Source organism: Bacillus sp. RSS_NA_20 (assembly GCF_020165915.1).
Lineage (GTDB): Bacteria > Bacillota > Bacilli > Bacillales > Bacillaceae > Bacillus > Bacillus altitudinis.
The window spans coordinates 255401-275398 of record NZ_JAIUKW010000003.1 but is presented as its reverse complement, the minus strand read 5'-3'; the positions used below and the strand labels follow the sequence as shown (position 1 = coordinate 275398).

At 40.0% G+C, this 19998-nt stretch carries 19 protein-coding genes and 1 tRNA gene; 15 read left to right on the top strand and 5 right to left on the bottom strand.

The annotated features are described in order from the left end of the window. Nucleotides 1-33 precede the first annotated feature (33 nt). Both LCD32_RS01540 and LCD32_RS01535 read left to right on the top strand, forming a co-directional pair. Nucleotides 34-690, top strand: a complete 657-nt coding sequence (locus tag LCD32_RS01540) for a hypothetical protein (RefSeq protein WP_217816447.1) — start codon at nt 34-36, stop codon at nt 688-690. Nucleotides 691-817: 127 nt separating this feature from the next. Continuing rightward, nucleotides 818-891, top strand: a tRNA-Gly gene (locus LCD32_RS01535). A gap of 96 nt (nt 892-987) precedes the next feature. Here the strand turns inward: LCD32_RS01535 and LCD32_RS01530 are convergent. After that, the gene (locus LCD32_RS01530; protein WP_224562602.1) at nt 988-1584 is read right to left on the bottom strand and encodes a hypothetical protein; all 597 of its coding nucleotides are present in this window, start codon (nt 1582-1584) and stop codon (nt 988-990) included. 83 nt (nt 1585-1667) lie between these two features. Here LCD32_RS01530 and queG point away from each other — a divergent pair, with 83 nt between their 5' ends. The 9 genes from queG (at nt 1668) to LCD32_RS01485 (ending at nt 11509) form a co-directional block, all read left to right on the top strand. After that, nucleotides 1668-2816 (top strand): tRNA epoxyqueuosine(34) reductase QueG, encoded by a 1149-nt coding sequence (gene queG / locus LCD32_RS01525; RefSeq protein ID WP_224562992.1) that lies wholly within the window; start codon nt 1668-1670, stop codon nt 2814-2816. A 61-nt stretch (nt 2817-2877) separates the two neighbouring features. Further along, the gene (locus LCD32_RS01520) at nt 2878-3780 is read left to right on the top strand and encodes an amidase domain-containing protein (protein WP_224562601.1); all 903 of its coding nucleotides are present in this window, start codon (nt 2878-2880) and stop codon (nt 3778-3780) included. A 43-nt stretch (nt 3781-3823) separates the two neighbouring features. Then, entirely contained in the window at nt 3824-4297 is a 474-nt protein-coding gene (gene trmL, locus LCD32_RS01515; RefSeq protein ID WP_003211950.1) for a tRNA (uridine(34)/cytosine(34)/5-carboxymethylaminomethyluridine(34)-2'-O)-methyltransferase TrmL, read from the top strand. Between the two features lie 443 nt (nt 4298-4740). Further along, nucleotides 4741-6636, top strand: coding sequence for a PrkA family serine protein kinase (locus LCD32_RS01510; RefSeq protein ID WP_224562600.1), 1896 nt, complete (start codon nt 4741-4743; stop codon nt 6634-6636). Nucleotides 6637-6776: 140 nt separating this feature from the next. Continuing rightward, the gene (yhbH, locus tag LCD32_RS01505) at nt 6777-7940 is read left to right on the top strand and encodes a sporulation protein YhbH (protein WP_007497035.1); all 1164 of its coding nucleotides are present in this window, start codon (nt 6777-6779) and stop codon (nt 7938-7940) included. 362 nt (nt 7941-8302) lie between these two features. Further along, nucleotides 8303-8935, top strand: coding sequence for an HlyD family efflux transporter periplasmic adaptor subunit (locus LCD32_RS01500; RefSeq protein WP_007497037.1), 633 nt, complete (start codon nt 8303-8305; stop codon nt 8933-8935). Nucleotides 8936-8974: 39 nt separating this feature from the next. After that, nucleotides 8975-10594, top strand: a complete 1620-nt coding sequence (locus tag LCD32_RS01495; RefSeq protein WP_024719937.1) for a DHA2 family efflux MFS transporter permease subunit — start codon at nt 8975-8977, stop codon at nt 10592-10594. Nucleotides 10595-10611: 17 nt separating this feature from the next. After that, nucleotides 10612-11136, top strand: coding sequence for a flavodoxin family protein (locus LCD32_RS01490; protein WP_224562599.1), 525 nt, complete (start codon nt 10612-10614; stop codon nt 11134-11136). 13 nt (nt 11137-11149) lie between these two features. Then, nucleotides 11150-11509 (top strand): hypothetical protein, encoded by a 360-nt coding sequence (locus LCD32_RS01485; protein WP_017360371.1) that lies wholly within the window; start codon nt 11150-11152, stop codon nt 11507-11509. A 112-nt stretch (nt 11510-11621) separates the two neighbouring features. Here LCD32_RS01485 and cspB read toward each other — a convergent pair whose 3' ends face one another. Continuing rightward, on the bottom strand, nt 11622-11822 hold the full coding sequence (cspB, locus tag LCD32_RS01480; protein WP_008349061.1) for a cold shock-like protein CspB: 201 nt from the start codon (nt 11820-11822) through the stop codon (nt 11622-11624). 211 nt (nt 11823-12033) lie between these two features. Beyond that, entirely contained in the window at nt 12034-13125 is a 1092-nt protein-coding gene (locus LCD32_RS01475) for a GGDEF domain-containing protein (RefSeq protein WP_017366905.1), read from the bottom strand. 94 nt (nt 13126-13219) lie between these two features. Here LCD32_RS01475 and LCD32_RS01470 point away from each other — a divergent pair, with 94 nt between their 5' ends. Further along, entirely contained in the window at nt 13220-13600 is a 381-nt protein-coding gene (locus tag LCD32_RS01470) for a hypothetical protein (protein ID WP_017366906.1), read from the top strand. Nucleotides 13601-13635: 35 nt separating this feature from the next. On the opposite strand, the gene LCD32_RS01465 is transcribed toward LCD32_RS01470, so the two are convergent. Continuing rightward, nucleotides 13636-14052, bottom strand: coding sequence for a spore coat protein (locus tag LCD32_RS01465; protein ID WP_224562598.1), 417 nt, complete (start codon nt 14050-14052; stop codon nt 13636-13638). Between the two features lie 153 nt (nt 14053-14205). On the opposite strand from LCD32_RS01465, the gene LCD32_RS01460 reads away from it, so the two are divergent. Continuing rightward, nucleotides 14206-14712 carry a YhcN/YlaJ family sporulation lipoprotein gene (locus LCD32_RS01460; protein WP_008349054.1) on the top strand — a complete coding sequence of 169 codons (507 nt, stop codon included), beginning with the start codon at nt 14206-14208 and terminating at the stop codon, nt 14710-14712. Between the two features lie 156 nt (nt 14713-14868). Continuing rightward, entirely contained in the window at nt 14869-15744 is an 876-nt protein-coding gene (locus LCD32_RS01455; protein ID WP_058213957.1) for a hypothetical protein, read from the top strand. Between the two features lie 29 nt (nt 15745-15773). Here the strand turns inward: LCD32_RS01455 and LCD32_RS01450 are convergent, their stop codons facing one another. Then, nucleotides 15774-16418: a spore coat protein gene (locus LCD32_RS01450; protein WP_060780917.1), complete on the bottom strand. Its 645-nt coding sequence runs from the start codon at nt 16416-16418 to the stop codon at nt 15774-15776. Between the two features lie 144 nt (nt 16419-16562). Between LCD32_RS01450 and LCD32_RS01445 the strand changes: the two genes are divergently transcribed. After that, nucleotides 16563-19925, top strand: a complete 3363-nt coding sequence (locus tag LCD32_RS01445; RefSeq protein WP_224562597.1) for a CheR family methyltransferase — start codon at nt 16563-16565, stop codon at nt 19923-19925. The last annotated feature ends 73 nt before the right edge of the window (nt 19926-19998 follow it).

Here is a 19998-nt window from a genome sequence, read left to right as displayed (position 1 = left end):
TAATAAAAAATAAAAGTATAAAAGGGGATATCAATGATTAAGAAATGGAGCATTCTTTTATTGACTGTTTTTCTATTAGCAGGATGCGGCGAGAAGGCTGCAGAAACAACAACGACAGAGAAAACGGTCTCTAAAATAGAAACAGAGTCTGACTCTAAAAACCAAGTAACGATTGAAAAAATGAAACTGACAAAAAAAGAAAAGAACTTACTAGACGCATCAACGACGAATGAAATAGTAGCTCTTACACTTAAAGGATTAACGAAGAATGATAAGAGTATTACTTTTATCGGGAGCCACTACAAAAATGGCCGACTAGTTGATAAGGAAGTATCTTCTTCGACTTTTACGTTACATCAGGATGGAACTGACCAAACGATGAATATACTTTTACAATTAAGAAATGAGAAAGATACATATGAATCACAATTTAGTATGTGGTCAGACAACAAGAATGAGGGAATGACAAAAGCAACAGCAAGTTTTCCGTTCAAAATAAGTGATTATGTTTTTTCTGCACAATCTGATACTGTCAAAGTCTCTTCTGGAGGAAAGGCACTGATTGCATATACAGCGGCAATGGGAAAAGACGGGAATTCACCGATGCTTGAAAGGATTGAGAAAAATCCTAAGCAAGCGCTGAAGAATAAGTCACATGCCTACTTATTTTATATCCAGCTCGATAAATAACTATCGTAATATATATGGAGAATATGAAATTTTTTGACGAAAAATCTTCATATTCTCTTGACGAATTGTTAAGAAAGTTGTAACATAATAAAAGTCAACGCAATGATGTTGTCTTTAAAAGATTGATGCGGGTGTAGTTTAGTGGTAAAACCTCAGCCTTCCAAGCTGATGTCGTGAGTTCGATTCTCATCACCCGCTCCAATACATAATTTTGTTTATAACGCAGTATTTCGTTTCATAGATAAACGAAGTGTTGCGTTTTTTATTATGTCAGTATAATGTGAAAAGCACTGTGACCTACAGTGCTTTTTCAATGAGTTCATATTTGCTTTCTCCACCATGTATTTGTATAAACATCTTCGTCAAGGATTGTATAAGTGCCTCACTCTTTTCCCGGGAAATAGATGGTGGGAAGAGAATGATTTGAAGAATGCTTTTTGTGTCTTGAGAAATTTGAGCTTTATTTGCTTGAGAAAATAACCCTTTAAGCTCTGCGCCATCCTGCCATTCAATATGACCAGTTTCATTTTTGGATAATGAAAGAGGCCCTTGCAATTGATCGGCATCTAATGTAAGGATAGGCAAGAAATATTTTAATGAAAAAAATATCGACAAATCCTGTACGGAATTGGTCGAGTCAATAAATTGTTCTTTTTGAATATCAGCAAGAAGCGGAAGAAAGGGGACACCTTCTAGAAGATTCGTCCATTCTTTGATCGCTGGTACTTCTTCCAAAGTTTGATCTTCATATTCAAAAAACAAAGATTCTTGAAACAGGCGCAGTCGGCCTTTTAACATTTGAGGGGATTTTCCTATCTCAATATGTGAATATTCAATCTGTCCAACATGGATAGACGGGCTTTGAGGTTGGGAGATTTCCATTTGTATCTTCACAGTGACTCACTCCAATCGGTCATGATACACTCGTATTATACTGAAAACAACTGAAGAAACAAAGAAAGGAGGTTTGCAAGGTGATTCATGTTGGACAATTAAGAGAAGAGTTAATTCAATATGCGAACGAAATTGGTGTCGATAAAATTCGATTTGCGAGTGCTGATACATTTGATTCATTAAAGGACCGCCTCATCTTACATGAATCGTTAGGGTATTTGTCCGGTTTTGAAGAGCCTGATATCGAAAAACGAACAAATCCTGCTTTGCTGCTTCCAAAAGCAAAATCAATTGTCGCCATTGCGCTCGCATACCCTTCCAAAATGAAAGATGCTCCTCGAAGTACAAAGGATGCAAGGAGAGGGATTTTTTGCAGGGCTTCATGGGGAACTGATTATCATGTTGTGCTGAAAAAAAAGCTCGACATGCTTGAAGAGTTTTTGCGCAGTAAACACGAAGATATACGGACAAAATCAATGGTGGACACAGGTGAATTGTCTGACCGTGCTGTAGCTGAACGTGCTGGCATTGGCTTTAGTGCAAAGAACTGTATGATTATCACACCAGAGTTCGGATCTTATGTCTATTTGGCTGAGATGATTACAAATGTTCCATTTGAACCGGATGAGAAAATAGAAGACCAGTGCGGAACTTGTAATAAATGTGTGGATTCATGCCCAACGGGTGCTCTTGTGAATCCAGGCCAGCTCAATTCTCAAAGGTGTATTTCGTTTTTAACACAGACAAAAGGGTTTTTACCTGACGAATTTCGCTCGAAAATAGGGAATCGGTTGTATGGATGTGATACGTGCCAAACGGTCTGCCCAATTAATAAAGGGAAAGACTTTCATCTACATCCTGAAATGGAGCCGGACCCTGAAATTGCAAAGCCGCTCTTAAAGCCACTGCTGACAATCAGCAATCGTGAATTTAAAGAGAAGTATGGTCATGTTTCTGGATCATGGCGAGGGAAAAAGCCTATTCAGCGGAATGCCATTTTGGCACTTGCTCACTTTAAAGATGCATCTGCTTTGCCAGATTTGGTTGACCTGATGCATAAAGATCCAAGACCGGTCATTCGAGGTACGGCTGCTTGGGCAATCGGTAAAATTGGCGATGGTCAGCAGCTTTCAGAACTGGAAAAAGCCCTTGAGCGGGAAAGTGATGAAGAAGCAAAACAAGAGATCATCAAAGGGATTGAATTGTTACAAACACCTTTAAATACTAAATAACCTCCCATTGAACATAGAATGAACCAAACAGAGATGTTAAAAAAAGTTTGGTGGTGTCTGTGTGAAACAATTATTAGAACAAACGTTAGAAGACAGACTGGCATATTTATTAAATGGCAGTACGATCAAACAGCCGCAGCTGATGTCTGATGTGGACGCTGTGGAGCGAAAGAAAGAGCTGTTTGCAAGAAGACAAGTTGAGATTGTCAAGGCGAAAGCAAAAGCAAAACTTCTCGATTCAGCTATTCAAGATGATGGAGCTCAGCAAGTACAATATCTCGCGCACCTCACTTATGTCTGTAAGGATATAGACGATTCTTTTTATTTAGAGGAACAGGTTGAGAAAAGAGAAGCGTTTCTTTATAACGACATGCTTGTGAAAGATCGGATGATGTTAGAAGAACGACAAAAGGAAGAGCCGGTGGATGAGCGCTTCCAAAATGAAGACCAATTTGGAAGAGCTTTTCACTATGACCGGCGTGCAGCTGTTCAATATGCTGAGACGTATTGGAATAAACGGAATCCAGCCTATAAAAATTTCGAAGATAACTGTACGAATTTTATTTCACAATGTCTAAAAGCAGGGAATGCGCCAACGAGAGGATATCCGAACCGTGGATCTGGCTGGTGGGTTCGTCCACATACGTGGAGCTACAGCTGGACGGTGGCACATTCGATGAAAAATTATTTAGCGAATTCCAAAGCGGGGTTGAGAGCAAAGAAGCTCAAGGAGCCGCAGGAGCTTCAAATAGGTGATGTTATTTGCTACGATTTTGAGGGTGACGGTAGGTATAATCATACAACCATTGTCGTTGATCATGATAAAGGTGGAATGCCTCTTGTGAATGCACAAACGTATGACAGCCGTATGCGTTACTGGTCGTATGAAGATTCAACGGCTTATACACCTAGTATTCGTTATACATTTTTTCACATTTTGGACGATGCTCCGAAGGATAGTTAATGGTATAATGTTGAGCGGAAAAGAAAATTAGAGGTGAACTTTTTTGGGACTTCATGTCGTTTTATATCAACCAGAAATTCCAGCTAATACTGGAAATATTGCGCGAACATGTGCAGCAACAAATACAACACTTCATCTGATTCGTCCGCTTGGTTTTTCGACAGATGATAAAATGCTGAAGCGTGCAGGACTCGATTATTGGAAATATGCCAATGTCGTCTATCATGATTCATTAGATGAATTATTTGAGGCTCATCCGAAGGGGCAATTTTTCTACATCACAAAGTTTGGGCAAAAGCCGCATACAACGTTCGATTACTCGCAGCTAGATGAAGACTATTTCTTCGTATTTGGCAGAGAGACAAGTGGATTGCCAAAAGATTTGATTGAACGGAATATGGATCGCTGTCTTCGTTTACCGATGACAGAGCATGTTCGTTCACTGAATCTATCGAATACGGCAGCGATTCTTGTGTATGAGGCGCTTCGCCAGCAGCAATACCGAGATTTGATATAAGAACATGATAAAAGCCGAGATCCCATCTCGCTTTCAGTGAATATGTAAGTGCTGAAAACAACGAATTAAATAAAAAAGGATGTTCCGCTGATGGAACATCCTTTTTTTCATTTACCAGGCTTGCCTTCGTAGCCAGCTGTGAAAATGGATACTAAAAACGTAATGATGACGCCCATCATAATGACCGTTCTCATATAAGCTCCCCCTTATCCCGTTGTTCCTTTGCTGCCGGTTTCATATGTTGTGAAGTTCGCCTTGAAAAGCAGGAGATGAAGATCATTTTTCTCCTGTTTTTCCTTTATTATGAAGGGTCTTGCGGATGGTTGTCAATTCAGTTTGCCAATTCGTCATTTTGAAGAACGAAAGCATGTAATAGGACGCCTCCGCATAGATTGTAAAACAGTATCTGATTTCTAGCTTCAATCTTGAAAGAGGAGGTTCATATGGATATTTTAAAGAAAATTGAACAGCACAGAGAAGAAGAGCAGCGACTGAAATGGGAAGGCACCTTCAGCGAATATTTAGATATTATTAAAGAAAATCCACTTGTCGCTCAATCTGCTCATTCTCGCGTTTATCATATGATTAAGGACAGCGGGATTGAAGAGGAGAATGGGGTCAGAACCTACAAATTTTTTGATCAGGAGCTTTTTGGTTTAGAGGAATCATTGGAAAGGCTAGTGGAAGAGTATTTTCACCCTGCGGCTAAACGTTTAGATGTCAGAAAGCGTATTTTATTGTTAATGGGCCCAGTCAGCGGCGGGAAATCGACGCTTGTCACAAGGCTGAAAAGAGGGCTTGAAGAGTATTCACTGACAGATCATGGCGCAGTCTATGCGATTAAAGGCTGCCCAATGCATGAAGATCCGCTTCATCTCATTCCGCAAAATCTGCGGGAGGATTTTTATAGAGAATATGGCATACGTGTGCAGGGGAATTTATCACCTTTGAACTTGATGAGGCTGGAAGAGGAATATGATGGCCGCATTGAGGATGTGAGAGTGGAACGAATCTTTTTCTCAGAGGACAAACGGACCGGCATTGGTACTTTCAGTCCGTCGGATCCGAAATCTCAGGACATTGCTGACTTAACAGGAAGTATTGATTTTTCAACGATTGCTGAATTTGGTTCAGAGTCAGACCCGCGTGCGTACCGGTTTGATGGAGAGCTCAATAAAGCGAATCGTGGAATGATGGAATTTCAGGAGATGTTAAAGTGTGATGAGAAATTTCTATGGCATCTTCTTTCATTAACGCAGGAGGGAAATTTTAAGGCGGGGCGTTTTGCGTTGATTAGTGCGGATGAATTGATTGTTGCACATACGAATGAAACGGAGTATCGGTCATTTATTTCAAATAAAAAGAACGAGGCTTTACACTCAAGAATTATTGTGATGCCGATCCCTTATAATTTAAAGGTGACAGAGGAAGAACGCATTTATCATAAGATGATTTCAGAAAGTGATGTCTCAGATGTTCATATTGCGCCGCATACGCTAAAGGTGGCTGCGATGTTCTCTATTTTGACAAGGCTGAAAGAGCCGAAGCGGTCTGATATCGATTTGGTGAAAAAAATGCGACTGTATGATGGCGAAAGTGTCGAAGGTTTCCAATCTGTTGATATTGATGAGATGAAAAAGGAATTTCATGACGAAGGAATGAGCGGAATTGACCCGAGATATGTCATTAACCGCATTTCATCCACTATTATTCGAAAGAACATGGAATCCATCAATGCACTGGATGTCCTCCGTTCCTTAAAAGAAGGACTCGATCAGCATCCATCGATCTCAAGTGAAGATCGGGAACGTTATTTGAATTTTATTTCTGTCGCACGAAAAGAGTATGACGATATGGCGAAGAAGGAAGTTCAAAAGGCATTTGTGTATTCCTATGAGGAGTCTGCGAAAACTCTCATGGATAATTACTTAGATAATGTCGAGGCGTACTGCAATAAAAACAAACTGCGTGATCCGTTAACAGGTGAAGAAATGAATCCTGATGAAAAGCTCATGCGTTCAATTGAGGAACAGATCGGCATTTCTGAAAACGCCAAAAAGGCATTCAGAGAAGAAATCCTTATTCGGATTTCGGCTTATGCGAGAAAGGGCAAACGCTTTGATTATAATTCTCACGAGAGATTACGAGAAGCTATTCAGAAGAAACTCTTTGCCGATTTGAAAGATGTCGTGAAAATTACGACATCGACGAAAACGCCGGATGAGCAACAGTTGAAAAAGGTCAATGAAGTAGTGGCGCGATTGATTGATGAGCATGGCTATAATTCTACAAGTGCAAATGAACTCTTAAAATATGTAGGCAGTCTTCTGAATCGTTAATAAATGAAGGAGGCATTATTGGCGCAAACTAGCACCGGTAATGTCTTTTTTAAAAATCATCGTCATTTCGACGACGGCCAGCATACGATAATGGAATCGATGGGTACAAGAATTGTCCAAAAAGGTGAGGAGGGGGATGGATGTCCCGGCAAGAAAAAAGTCAGTTTATTGTGTCTCAGGAAGACTGGTCCCTCCATCGAAAAGGCTTTGATGACCAGCAGCGTCATCAGAAAAAAGTCAAAGAGGCGATTAAAAACAATTTGCCGGATCTTGTCACAGAGGAAAGCATCATCATGTCTAATGGCAAAGATGTGGTCAAAATTCCGATCCGTTCTTTAGATGAATATAAAATTCGGTACAACTATGATAAAAATAAGCATGTAGGTCAGGGGGATGGAGACAGCCAAGTTGGCGATGTGGTCGCTCGGGATGGATCTGACAGTAAGCAAGGGCAGGGAAAAGGTCAAGGTGCTGGAGATCAAGCCGGTGATGATTATTACGAAGCAGAAGTCTCATTAATGGATTTAGAGGAAGCGCTGTTTCGTGAGCTGGAGCTACCAAATCTTAAACAAAAGGAACTTGATGATATCGTTGTCGAGGAAATTGAGTTTAATGATATTCGCAAAACGGGGTTAACCGGTAATATCCATAAAAAACGAACAATGCTGTCAGCATTTAAACGAAATGCCATGACAGGAAGCCCTTCCTTTTATCCTATTTATCCAGAGGATATTAAGTATAAGACGTGGAATGAAGTCACCAAACCAGAATCAAAAGCGGTTGTCCTAGCGATGATGGATACGAGCGGAAGTATGGGGCTTTGGGAAAAATATATGGCGAGAAGCTTTTTCTTTTGGATGACACGTTTCTTGCGGACAAAGTATGAGACAGTCGAGATCGAATTCATTGCTCACCATACAGAGGCGAAGGTCGTAGACGAGGAGCATTTCTTTTCTCGGGGAGAGAGCGGGGGAACCATTTGTTCTTCTGTCTATCGAAAGGCACTAGAGCTCATAGACGAACGATATCCCCCGTCACGATATAATATTTATCCTTTCCATTTTTCTGATGGTGACAATTTGACCTCTGATAATGCACGGTGCGTGAAGCTCGTTTCTGAAATTATGAAAAAAGCCAATTTATTTTGTTATGGTGAAGTGAATCAATATAATCGGCATTCTACGTTAATGTCAGCATATAAACATATTCAGGATGAGAAATTTAAGCATTATATTTTGAAGCAAAAATCAGACGTTTTTCTCGCATTAAAAAAATTTTTTCAGCAGGAAGAAGTTCTTTCTTAAAGAGAACATTCAAAAAAACCTTTCAGCATAAGGGCTGAAAGGTTTTTTGTGTGGAGAAGGAAGGGATCACCAGAAAAAAAGTAAAACTTTCTCTTTGACATTTCAATTTTCATTTATTAATATTTAATCTTGTTAAATATAAGTTTTTCAAAAAAGATGCCGATTGTCTTTTCTTCTTTTTCTGCTTTTTGCTCATAAGTGAACAATAAGTATAAATGGGCTGCACACCATTTTCAGCGGAGTAGAAAAAGGGGAAACAGGCAGCTCTATGAGCTTGTTTCATAATCTGTCAGATGATGGGCATTCTAAGTTTGCTAAAGCAGATGACACTATATTTTTATACATGAAAGGAGAAACAAAACATGAACAGAGGGCGTTTATTGCTAACGAATATTATTGGCCTTATTGTGATTCTTGCCATTATTGCCGGAGGTGCTTATTACTACTACGAAAGCACAAACTTCGTAAAAACAGATGAAGCAAAAGTGACAGGTGACATGTACCAAATTACAGCGCCAGCAGCTGGACAAATCAAAGGCTGGGACATCAATGAAGGTGACGAAGTGCAAAAAGACAGCACAGTTGCAAAAGTTGAAGGAGAAGCAAAAACAAACATTAAAGCAGTGGCTGATGGCACATTAGTCAAAAAAGAAGTACAAAACAACCAACAAGTGCAGCCTGGGACAGTTCTTGGTGAAACGATTGACCTCAGCAAGCTTTACATTACAGCGAATATTAAAGAAACAGACATTAAGAACATTGAAAAAGGCGACAAAGTGGACATCGTTGTAGACGGCGATCCTGATACAACATTTGAAGGAACAGTTGAACAAATTGGTTATGCAACAAACTCAACATTCAATATGCTGCCAGCAACAAACTCAAGTGGTAACTACACGAAAGTGACACAAAAAGTAGCAGTGAAAATTTCAATTAAAAATCCATCTGACAAAGTACTTCCAGGTATGAATGCTTCTGTCAAAATTTCATCTTAATGATGACTGATATCAAAAAATGAAAGGAGGTTGTCTGAGATGGCAAATCAACCTGCAGCGACAAAACAGGGAGCAGGCTCCTTGTCTTTACTGATCATTTTAATGGCCGGTTTGTTCGTAGCGATTTTAAACCAAACGCTTTTGAACGTAGCCATGCCCCATTTAATGACTGAATTTAATGTGAGTGCGACGACAATTCAGTGGCTTACAACAGGTTACATGCTTGTCAATGGTGTGCTCATTCCGTTATCTGCGTTTTTAATCACACGTTTTGGCCAGCGCAGCTTATTCCTCGTGGCGATGATTTCATTTACACTAGGGACTTTTATTTGCGGTATTGCGCCAAACTTTTCGACGATGCTGATTGGTCGTTTGATTCAGGCAGTCGGTGGCGGTATCTTACAGCCGCTCGTCATGACAACAATCCTTTTTATTTTCCCTCCAGAAAACAGAGGGAAAGGAATGGGGATTTTTGGTCTTGCGATGATGTTTGCGCCAGCTGTCGGACCAACGTTATCTGGTTATATTATTGAACACTATTCATGGCGTATTATGTTTTATGGACTTGTACCAATCGGTGCGATTGTCATTATCGCGGCTTTCTTTATGTTTAAAAATATTGTAGAGCCTAAAAAAATCAAGCTGGACACTCTTGGTGCGATTCTGTCGATCGTTGGTTTTGCTTCGCTTCTATACGGAGTGAGTGAAGCGGGAAGTGATGGTTGGACAGATCCAATCGTTTTATCTACGATTATCATTGGTGCGATTGCGATCATTCTCTTTATTTTCCAACAGCTAAAAGCGGATAATCCGATGCTTGATTTCCGCGTGTTTAAATACAGCATTTTCTCATTATCAAGTGTTATTAACATTATTATTACCGTTGCCTTATACACTGGGATGTTCTTACTACCGATCTACTTGCAGAACCTCGTTGGGTTTACTGCACTGCAATCGGGGTTATTAATGCTTCCAGGGGCACTTGCGATGCTCATTATGTCCCCAATTTCAGGGATCTTGTTTGATAAATTTGGACCTCGTCCACTTGCCATTGTGGGGATGCTGATTACGGTTGTCACCACATACGAGTTTACACAGCTTACGATTGATACATCTTATAGTCACATTGTGCTCATGTATGCAGTACGTGCCTTTGGTATGTCACTCTTAATGATGCCAGTCATGACTGCTGGGATGAACCAATTACCGCAGCATTTAAACAGTCATGGTACAGCGATGTCAAATACACTGAGACAAATCAGTGGTTCGATCGGTACGAGTTTGATCACGACGATTTATACAAATCGCACGACATTCCATTATTCTAATATGGCAGATCAAACGAATACAGCTGATCCGTTCTTTATGAATTCATTCCAGGCGGCTGTCTCTAATGTGATGCACCATATGGGCATGACAGCAGAAGCTGCTCAAAAATATGTGTCGACCCAGCTCTTTACGAAAGCACAAGTTGATTCAAATGTGATGGGCATCAATGATGCTTACATGTGGGTGACATTATTCTGTGCAGCTGGTGTGATTCTCAGCTTGTTCCTGCGAGATGTACGTAAGGATAAAAAGCGAAAAGAAAAGCAGGATAAGAAACAAGAAATGACATTGCTTCCAGCACCTAAGGAAGCAAACCAAGATGCAAGATAAGTGTGGAGGGACCGTACATGAAAATTTATGTCGTATACGATAGTGAAGGTGACCATACAAAAGCACTTGCAGAAGCGATTGCAGCTGGCGCAGGTGAAACAGAGCAAGCTGAAGTGTTCATTGATCATGTGAAAGATGCGGATATCCGCAAGCTTGATCAAATGGATGCAATCATTTGGGGCTGCCCTGGTCACTTTGGTACCATTAGTTCTGGATTAAAGACATGGATTGACCGTCTTGGGTATTTATGGGCAGAAGGAAAACTCATCGATAAAGTCGGTGCCGTTTTCTGTACCACTGCGACAACACATGGCGGATTAGAAATGACGATGCACAATTTGATTACGCCGATGTTCCATCAAGGGATGCTTGTGGTCGGCCTTCCTGGAAATGTTCCAGAAAATGCGTTATACGGCTCTTATTATGGAGCAGGTGTGACGTGCCCGATTGATTCTGATGAAGTGATTTCTACAGAAGGCATTGAGCTGGGGAAAGCATTAGGAAGACGTGTAGCATCAGTCACTGCGTCATTAAAGCGATAAGGAGAGGGTTCTTTTGGCGACGATTATTGTAGCGTTAGTAGCTGCTGTTCTAGTCATTATCGGATTAGTAGCGTTCAATGTCAGACACGCTTCGGCCGAGAAGGAAGAGATCAAAGAAGATGTATCGAATCATCCTGACGTGCCGCATAGCGAGCCAGAAGTTGCGGCGAGACCTGTAGAGCCTGAAGTGGAAGAAAAAGCGTCAGAGCCTTCTCAGACAGATGATGCTCCGTCAGGTGATGATTTCTATAGACAGGCGCTTCAAAAGTTTAAACAGCCAGAACCACCTGTCAAAGAAGAAGAACCAGAGACGAAAATGAATGATGATATGTATCGTTCTGCTTTACAGAAACTAAAGCAGAAGGACAAATAAAAAGAGAACCTCTTGTCAGGTTCTCTTTTTTTATTACACAAAAAAACCGCCGGCATAAGCCGAGCGGTTTTCCTTCACTCTATAAAGTGCTAAAAGAGCAGATGCTCTTAAATTACGCTTTGTTAACGTTAGCAGCTTGTGGTCCACGGTTACCTTCAACGATTTCGAAAGAAACTGATTGACCTTCTTCTAAAGTTTTGAAGCCTTCGCCTTGGATAGCAGAGAAGTGAACGAATACATCGTCTTGACCTTCTACTTCGATGAATCCGAAACCTTTTTCAGAGTTGAACCATTTTACTTTACCTTCTAACATGAAATTTCCTCCTAAAGCGATCTTAACGCTTAAATTCACTATTCTTGCTCTTACACAAACTTCAAAGACGAAAACTCTTTCAAAACTTTCTTCTTAAAGATGATACGAACAAAAATAATTACCTTTACTTTACCAGTGTTTGCGGGAAAAAACAACTGTTATACGAAAACTTTTTTAAAAATAATTAGCGCTAACAAATTGAGGAAAAAGCCTATGTTAAGTGTTCTCTTTTTCGTCCAGAAAAGCTCACTTGGTTTCGGCCTGACTGCTTTGCTTTATAGAGCTCCTGGTCTGCAATAATCGGTAATTGTTTCATGTTTTCACTTGTTCCTGCATCATAAGCACATCCAATTGACACCGTAATGTGAATAGATGTTCCGTTTTGCAAATAAATTGGCTGATCCGCCATTTTTTTTCGTAAACGTTCCGCAATTTGCCATGTTTTTTCAACGGAACAATTCGGTAAAAGCACAGCAAATTCTTCACCGCCGATCCGCCCAATATAGTCAGAGCTTCTTGTGTTCTTAATCAGCCTTGTTCCGATTTCTTTTAAAACGATATCTCCCTCATGATGTCCATACTGATCATTGATGGTTTTGAAATAATCGATGTCTAGGTAAATCAAGGACATTTGATGGATAGGTTGCTTTAAGTTCAGAGAAAAAGCATCACTTAATATTTCATCGAATTTCCGTTTATTTAAAACACCAGTTAAAAAGTCATAATGAGCTTGGAATTTATACAAATTTAACATCTGATACGCTTTTGTTTGATGCTCAATGACATAAAAGTTAAATAAACCGGCAATATACGAGAAAATCCAATAGGCAGCATGCAGTTCAAACGATCTTTCATTGACGATGGAGATAAATAAACTAGTCGCTATGACGTTGCTCATGGTAATAGATAACAGCATTTTTACGACGTGATTGATATGACGCTCAGCAATTAAAAAGGAAGCTGTGGCGATAAATATCATGGAAAAAATATTAATGAAAGAAGCGACATTGGCTTCGATTAATAATCTGCCAATAATAATCACACAGGCTGCAATGAACGTTTGTGCAATGCCTCCATAAAATGCCGTTAAAATAAGGGGGATATGTCTTAAATCGATGATGGCTGGTCCTGCTTTAATAGAGAAAAACATTAAGAGGACACCGAGTAACCCAGAAATGATTCCTTTAAAAATTTGTCTGAGCAAGGTGTCTTCCTTTTTTAAAAAATTCTCTTTAAACACAAGCATCAATAAATAATGGAAAGTGACAAGAATTGTTAAATTAATAAAGAGGTCTCTTAGCAAAATAAAATCACCTTTTTAAAATTACTAAAATTTGTTGCAAAAGAAAAGGGGAAACAAGATAATTAATAAAAATTTCACTTATGAGGGGTTTAAAATGAGGAGAAAACAATTTCCAGATCGAACAGACTGGCTTTCCTTTTTTGAGACGTGGCCTGATGAAGGATTTGAACGAGATATGCCCATTGAATATCAAGATCTAACGTTTCGGTTTGAGAATGAGGAAGAGCGATTTGTGGTGACGATGTCTCTTGGAGTACAAGAATTTTCTTTGAAGGCTATTCGTAAAAAGGACGCATCCGTTTTAGGAGTATATGCCTTTAAAACTGTGCGACATGTAGAAATAAAAAAGGATCGGCAGCATGAAAAAGAGCTGTTGATACTATTAGATGGTGTGGAACGGTTTGTTATCACGATCGAAATCACCTTCTTGCCTTCCTTCTGCATCATGGTGAAAGAGCATTTTTCAGGAGAATAAACAGGAGCCTTTCTGAAAAAAGGCTCCTGTTTTAGTTATTTGTGCTCGATGTCATTGAGTACTTGCTGAATAGATTCATCATCCATTACATTCATGACACTTTCATCAATGTGAAGAGACTGGGCGTAAGACTCTCTCGGCGGCTGATGAGTTTGGTATGTTTTTGATGATGTTTGATGCTGGCTTGTTTCATTAGGCTGGACAGCGGTGAATGCTTGCTTGATCATTTGTCCTACTTCAGCTGTACCTTTTGAGTCTTTACGTGAATGTGAATGGGACTCATGACGAGATGACTCATGCTGGTGTTGATCTTTGCCTTTCATCATTGAGGACAAATTCATTTGAGTCATTCTGCTAAGTCTTCTCCGTAATAGTGGTGAAAATAATGCAATGATGGCTGTTGATGCTGCGATCATTGCACCAGTACTCATACCTTTTCTCTTTTTAAACAAACGAATCCCTCCATTTGATCGTGATGATACTTCTTCATCATGTTTAGGATGACCAATCAAGGCTGATTTATGAATTCATTGCTGAAATAGAGGATGTGTGCATAAAAAGTCTGCTGGATGAAAAACCTATGAGCAAAAGGAGGGAATCAATTGATGAATAAGAAATGGATGCTATCTTTATTACTCGTTCCAACATTGATCACTGCTGGGTGTGGAATGAACAACCAAGGCGATGAACGAAGAGGAACAATGAAACGACAGTATGAAAATGTCACATATAAGAACGACAACATGAGACAGGATCAACCAAATGTGCAAACACCTCAGAAGGTGAAAGTGGCAGATAAGGCATCAGAGCTTGTTGCCAACATGTCTGAAGTGAAAACAGCGAACGTACTTGTCACAGGGAAAAATGCATTTGTTGCTGTCGTGCTTGAAGGCAATAAAAGCGGAGATGTAACAGACGATTTGAAAAAGAAAATTTCTGACAAAGTCAAATCGACGGATCAACAAATTGATAATGTGTATGTATCTGCTAATCCAGACTTTGTCGATCGTATGGCAGGGTACGGAAAACGTATTAGAAGTGGAGAGCCAATTTCAGGATTCTTCGACGAGTTTACTGAAACGGTTCGACGTGTCTTCCCTGAATCAAAATAGCTACGACAAAAGCCGTATGTCATATGCGGCTTTTTTGTTTGGAACCGCACCTTGCGCACCTGACTGCATAAAGTAAAAAATATATCACCTCTTGTTGATCTTTGTTTTTTCATAGAAAGAGAAAGAGGTTGCAGGATGAATTCAGGTGGGGAGTAAATGAAAGCAAAACCGTCATTAATTCATAAAAAACTTGTAAGCGGAATGATTGCAGCAGGTTTGATTTTTTATGCGTTCACTGCGTACTTGATTTATGTAGCGTTCCAGCTGGCAGGGCAATATCTAGAGGAGCATTCTTCGCCTAAAACGGTCTTAACGGAAGGACTCAATAAGCAAGTCTATGAACATATTCGAATCTACTATGCAGAGGATGAGGGCGCCTTTGTCGATCTGACCATAGAAGCGCTTGAGCAGGCAAAGAAGAGAACGATGTCAGTGTTTCAGTATGAAGCTGATAAACCGTTAGATATCATTTATTTTGATGATAAAGAGACGATTGAGCAATTTGCTGGCATCAAGCATATTACAGGTTTTTATTCTGATGTTGATCATATGATTGGATTATACCCAGATAAACGGGAAGAATTGTTGAAGAAAGAGACACTGCCTTTATACTTTTTCAACACGTTATTCATTCATGAGTATGCCCATTTTGTTTTCTATGAAAAGGTGCATGCATATAAGGTATCTCCAGTCGTCTTTCCCCTTTGGTTCCATGAAGGAACAGCAGAATGGACGGCCTATGATGTGCTGAATGCCACGTCTGAACGGTTTGACGTCATTCCTTTTAAATCTCTTTATTCTGATCAAGACTGGCAAGAATCTCGCACGACGTATGAGACAGATGTTTATTTACAAAGCTACTATATGATCTATGAGCTTGTGCAGCTTTATGGACGAGATGTCATACATGAGATCATGGAGGAAACGGCGAAAACTAGTCGTTTTGATAGAGGGTTTGAACAAGCGACAGGACAACGTCTCACAGATTTTGAAGAGCAATTTAAACTGAATTATCAAAGAAAAAACGGCTGACCTGTAAATAGGTCGGCCGTTGTTTTTATTTAATGAAGCGGTTTTTGCTGATTGACTTTGCTTGGCGGCATCTGCACTTGTCCCTGCATAGGGGCAAATGTAGACGTCATCGCCTGCATATCTTGAGCTGTAAGCTGTGGAACTTGATAATAGCTATGTTTGTTTTGATATAAGAAAATTTCATATGCCATTTCAATAAAGTTCGGAATTTGCGCTGCAAGCACACGTCGCACCACAGGGTTTGTGACCTCTAATGCAGTCATTGAGAGTAATCCAGCATGAGATTTCACGAGACCAAGCATATGTCCTGTAATTCCCGCATCTTTTACATCCTGTAATGATTGATTTGGCTTCTTAGGCTGAGATGGTTTTATTCCGTATGTCACCTGCGTCTGTTCTTTCATCATATAAGTAGATGTTTCTTCACTAGGCTTTTGACCAGTAGAAAAGCAATCTACCGTGACGTTGTACTGGGACAATACAAATTGATATTGTCGATCTAACATGTCGGATAATGCGGGATCTTGGATAAATTGCCGAAAGATCATGTATTGATCCAAAATATTAATGGTCCCTGCCAATACCTCATGTAAATCAAATAACTCATGCCCGCCATGATTGAATTGGGACTGCTGGGCATGTCCTTGAACATTTGTCTGCTGATCGTTTTGCATAAAGAATCCTCCTTCTGTTTATACAGTCTGTTTTAATGTGAGGAAGTTTTCCTCCTTTCATGCAAAAAACATTATTTACAATTAGAGGGTTTTCTTCCTTTTTGTCGAAAAAATGTATCAGACGAATGAACATGGGGGTACCAGATGCAGGACAAAATCATTAATCGTTTGATAGAAGACGAACATGTGCAGGCACCAGTGATTGGCATCGGTGTTTCGCCGTTTGAACAGCATCATCTTGAGGCTTTTTTTCAATCATTTCCGCAGGAATTAAATGCCTCTTTTATTGTTGTGCAAAATCATGTGACAGGCGATTGTGTAACTGATTTGGAAGCACTTGTTTTACCGATTGGCTACCGAGCAAAGCCGATTAAGCATGGTGAGAAAGTCATGAAAAATACGATTTATTTTTGTCCGCAGCATGCAGCTGTGACATTGACAGAAGACAAACGGCTACACATAACAGAGCAGCATCCTACGAACAAGGCGTGTGCTGTGAATTCGTTGTTTCAGTCACTTGCCAATGTGCAAAAGGAAGAGGCCTATGCGATCTTTTTTCAAAAAGGCTATTGTGTAGGAAGTGGTTTGCTTCAAATCGTTGAGCAAGGCGGTACAGCCATATCGTGCAGTGAGACAAATAGTGGGTTTGATCGTATGTATCATCAAACATTTCAAGACCCTTCTGCACTTGCGTCATATATAGCCAACATCATCAACATTCCGCATACATATGTTGCAGACCCTGTTTTGATCAGAATGATTGAACGTCTTGAAATGCATAAAGGAATTGCTTTTTCAACCTATGAGAAGCGCAGGCTGCTCTCTGTCATTCAAAAAAGAATGAGGAGTGCGAACCAATCGATCTCCTTATTGTCCGAGTACGATCGTTTATTAGAGAGAGAACCAGATGAGCTTGATCGCCTGCATGTACAGCTTTTAAGCGGAACGACTTCCTTTTTTAGAGATATGGAAGCCTTTCGAGTATGTGAACATCACATCATTCCGTCGATCATTCAAAACACAATGAAAAATGGGAAATCTCGATGCCGCATTTGGATTGCAGGATGTTCTACAGGTGAAGAAGCCTATTCTTTTGCGATGTTATTTTTAGAAGAAATGAAACGAAGACAAGTGTCCATTGAACTTCAAGTGTTTGCAACAGACATCAACCGGAAAGCCATCCAAAGTGCAAGCAAAGGTGTTTATTCGCTTGAGTCTATGGCACGGATGCCAGAAAAATGGAGGGCGCGATATTTCGAAAAAAAAGGTGACGCTTTTATTGTGAAGCAGTCGCTTAGAAAACATATTGTCTTTGCTCCTCACAATTTATTGATTGATTCACCTTTTATCCACCTCGATTTTATCAGTTGCCGAAATGTTCTGATGTACTTCCAGCCAGAAGTACAAAAACGAGTCTTATCTCGATTCCAATATGCACTAAAGGATCAAGGGATGTTGATATTAGGACCGAATGAAAAGGTACCCAATATCCCTCGTTTATTTCATTTGTTAAATGAAAAGTGGAACATTTACACCCACTCAAACGTTCCTAAATACAATGCAGGTCGTACGGAGTTAAAAGAACGAGCTGTCCAATATATGAAAGAAGTAGAGCAGGAGTATGATGCATGTTTCATCATAGACGATTGCGAGCAAATTCTCGCGATATCAAACGGTGCCTATTCTTTCTTAGCGCATGCAGAAGTTTCAGATGAATTATGTGAATATGTAACCCCTGATTATATGAAAGAGATACTAAGTCAAAGCATTCAAAAGGTGTGGACTGAAGAGACTGAGGTTGTTTTTCAACATGTCCTCATTTCGGAAAATGGAAGAAAGCAGTATGCAGATTTTACAGTGAAACATTTTGATCGCCGTTTTAAAGGAGTATACGTCATTCTCATTCGGATGAGTGAGAGAGGAAAAAATCAAAAGAACGGCAGGGACAAAGGGATGTCAGAGCAGAATTCGGTTTATCAACAGCGAATTGTCGATTTAGAAAATGAGCTCAATGAGGTCAAACAAAAGGAGCAAGAAGCAAGGGCTCAATTAAAAGAAAAAAACAAGCAAATAGAAGTGCGCGAGAAAACAAACGAGCATTTTATTAATATCATAAACAACTTAAAGGTGACAAGAGAAGAACTGTACCGGCCGTCTGTGAAGCCAGAACTTGCCACGTTGTTTGTGGACCGGGAAATGAATATTCGCTATCACACTCCTACAGCTGCCTCTTTATTTACTTCAGCTCAAACCCGGCACCAGCAAACTTTTCAGTCGATGGTGAAGAAGCTATCGAAGGAAATGCTCTATCATGATATTCAATCTGTCATTTCAGATAGGCGCGTGATCGAACGTGAAATTGAAACGAACGAAGGAGAACAATTCACGGTTCATATGACGCCGTTCTATGATCAAGATCGCGAGGGAGCAGTGATGACCTGGATCAAAATGACCGAAATGACGAAATTGAAGCAGGCTCTTCATCTTGCGGTGACAGCACTTGATAACAGCCATATTCATATTGTGGTTGCAACGGGAGAAGGCGTTATTCAGTGTGTCAATCAGCGCTTTTGTCAGTTTGTACAGCAGCATGAATATGACTTGATCGGAAAAGATATTTTTTCTGTCTATTATGCGTTGTGTCAATGTGATGATCTAGCGAAACAATGGGACGTGTGTTTAAGAGAGGGCAGCTGGACAGGTGAGTTGTATTTTCAGGACTTATCAGGGCGTGAGCGATGGGAAAGAGTCTCTTTACACCGAATCGATGACCCTGACAAAATGCAGTCTACTGTCATGCGGATTTCGGAGGATATTACAAGTCAAAAACAGTCTGAGAAAATGCTGATGAAGTCTGAAATGCTGTCAGCAGTTGGACAGCTTGCAGCTGGTATTGCCCATGAGATACGTAACCCACTTACGTCGTTAAAAGGCTTTTTACAGCTAATGATTCAAAGTAAAAAGTATCAGAAGGATTATGCCGATGTGATGATGTCAGAGTTTAATCGGCTTGAGTCTATTATTAACGAATTCCTTGTGCTCTCTAGAAGCAAATCTGTTAAATTTGAACCGGTGAATGTGAATCTTCTGCTCGAAGAAGTCATTATGGTCGTTGAATCTCAGGCGGTCTTAAAAGGAGTGTCGATTCAAAAGAATCTGGCGCCCTCTCTGCCACATATTCAAGGCATTCCAAATGAACTAAAACAAGTGTTCCTTAACATTCTTAAAAATGGAATTGAAGCGATGGATGGAGTAACAGGTGTGATCCAAGTGACTTCATTATTGAAAAACGACCAAATGATGCTGATATTTGAAGACCAAGGAAAGGGCATACCAGAAGACGAGATTGGGAAATTAGGTGAACCTTTTTACACAACGAAAGAAAAAGGCACGGGTCTTGGATTAATGATGACCATTAAGATTATTGAAAGCCATGGCGGTACCATTCGTTTTGAGAGCAAAAGCTTTGAAGGGACACGTGTGATTATTACGTTTCCAAGTAATTGAGATCAGCTTTACATGAAATCCATCCATTCTCAATAATTGCTTTGTACAATAGAAGAGATGAAGTTCAAAGGGG

Bases quoted from the DNA above. Each gene is read 5' to 3' on its own strand.
- LCD32_RS01460 (WP_008349054.1), top strand. From the start codon at position 14,206: ATGAATAAGAAATGGATGCTATCTTTATTACTCGTTCCAACATTGATC.
- LCD32_RS01495 (WP_024719937.1), top strand. From the start codon at position 8,975: ATGGCAAATCAACCTGCAGCGACAAAACAGGGAGCAGGCTCCTTGTCT.
- LCD32_RS01455 (WP_058213957.1), top strand. From the start codon at position 14,869: ATGAAAGCAAAACCGTCATTAATTCATAAAAAACTTGTAAGCGGAATG.
- yhbH (WP_007497035.1), top strand. From the start codon at position 6,777: ATGTCCCGGCAAGAAAAAAGTCAGTTTATTGTGTCTCAGGAAGACTGG.
- cspB (WP_008349061.1), bottom strand. From the start codon at position 11,822: ATGTTAGAAGGTAAAGTAAAATGGTTCAACTCTGAAAAAGGTTTCGGA.
- LCD32_RS01500 (WP_007497037.1), top strand. From the start codon at position 8,303: ATGAACAGAGGGCGTTTATTGCTAACGAATATTATTGGCCTTATTGTG.
- LCD32_RS01445 (WP_224562597.1), top strand. From the start codon at position 16,563: ATGCAGGACAAAATCATTAATCGTTTGATAGAAGACGAACATGTGCAG.
- LCD32_RS01450 (WP_060780917.1), bottom strand. From the start codon at position 16,418: ATGCAAAACGATCAGCAGACAAATGTTCAAGGACATGCCCAGCAGTCC.
- LCD32_RS01540 (WP_217816447.1), top strand. From the start codon at position 34: ATGATTAAGAAATGGAGCATTCTTTTATTGACTGTTTTTCTATTAGCA.
- LCD32_RS01470 (WP_017366906.1), top strand. From the start codon at position 13,220: ATGAGGAGAAAACAATTTCCAGATCGAACAGACTGGCTTTCCTTTTTT.
- LCD32_RS01490 (WP_224562599.1), top strand. From the start codon at position 10,612: ATGAAAATTTATGTCGTATACGATAGTGAAGGTGACCATACAAAAGCA.
- LCD32_RS01510 (WP_224562600.1), top strand. From the start codon at position 4,741: ATGGATATTTTAAAGAAAATTGAACAGCACAGAGAAGAAGAGCAGCGA.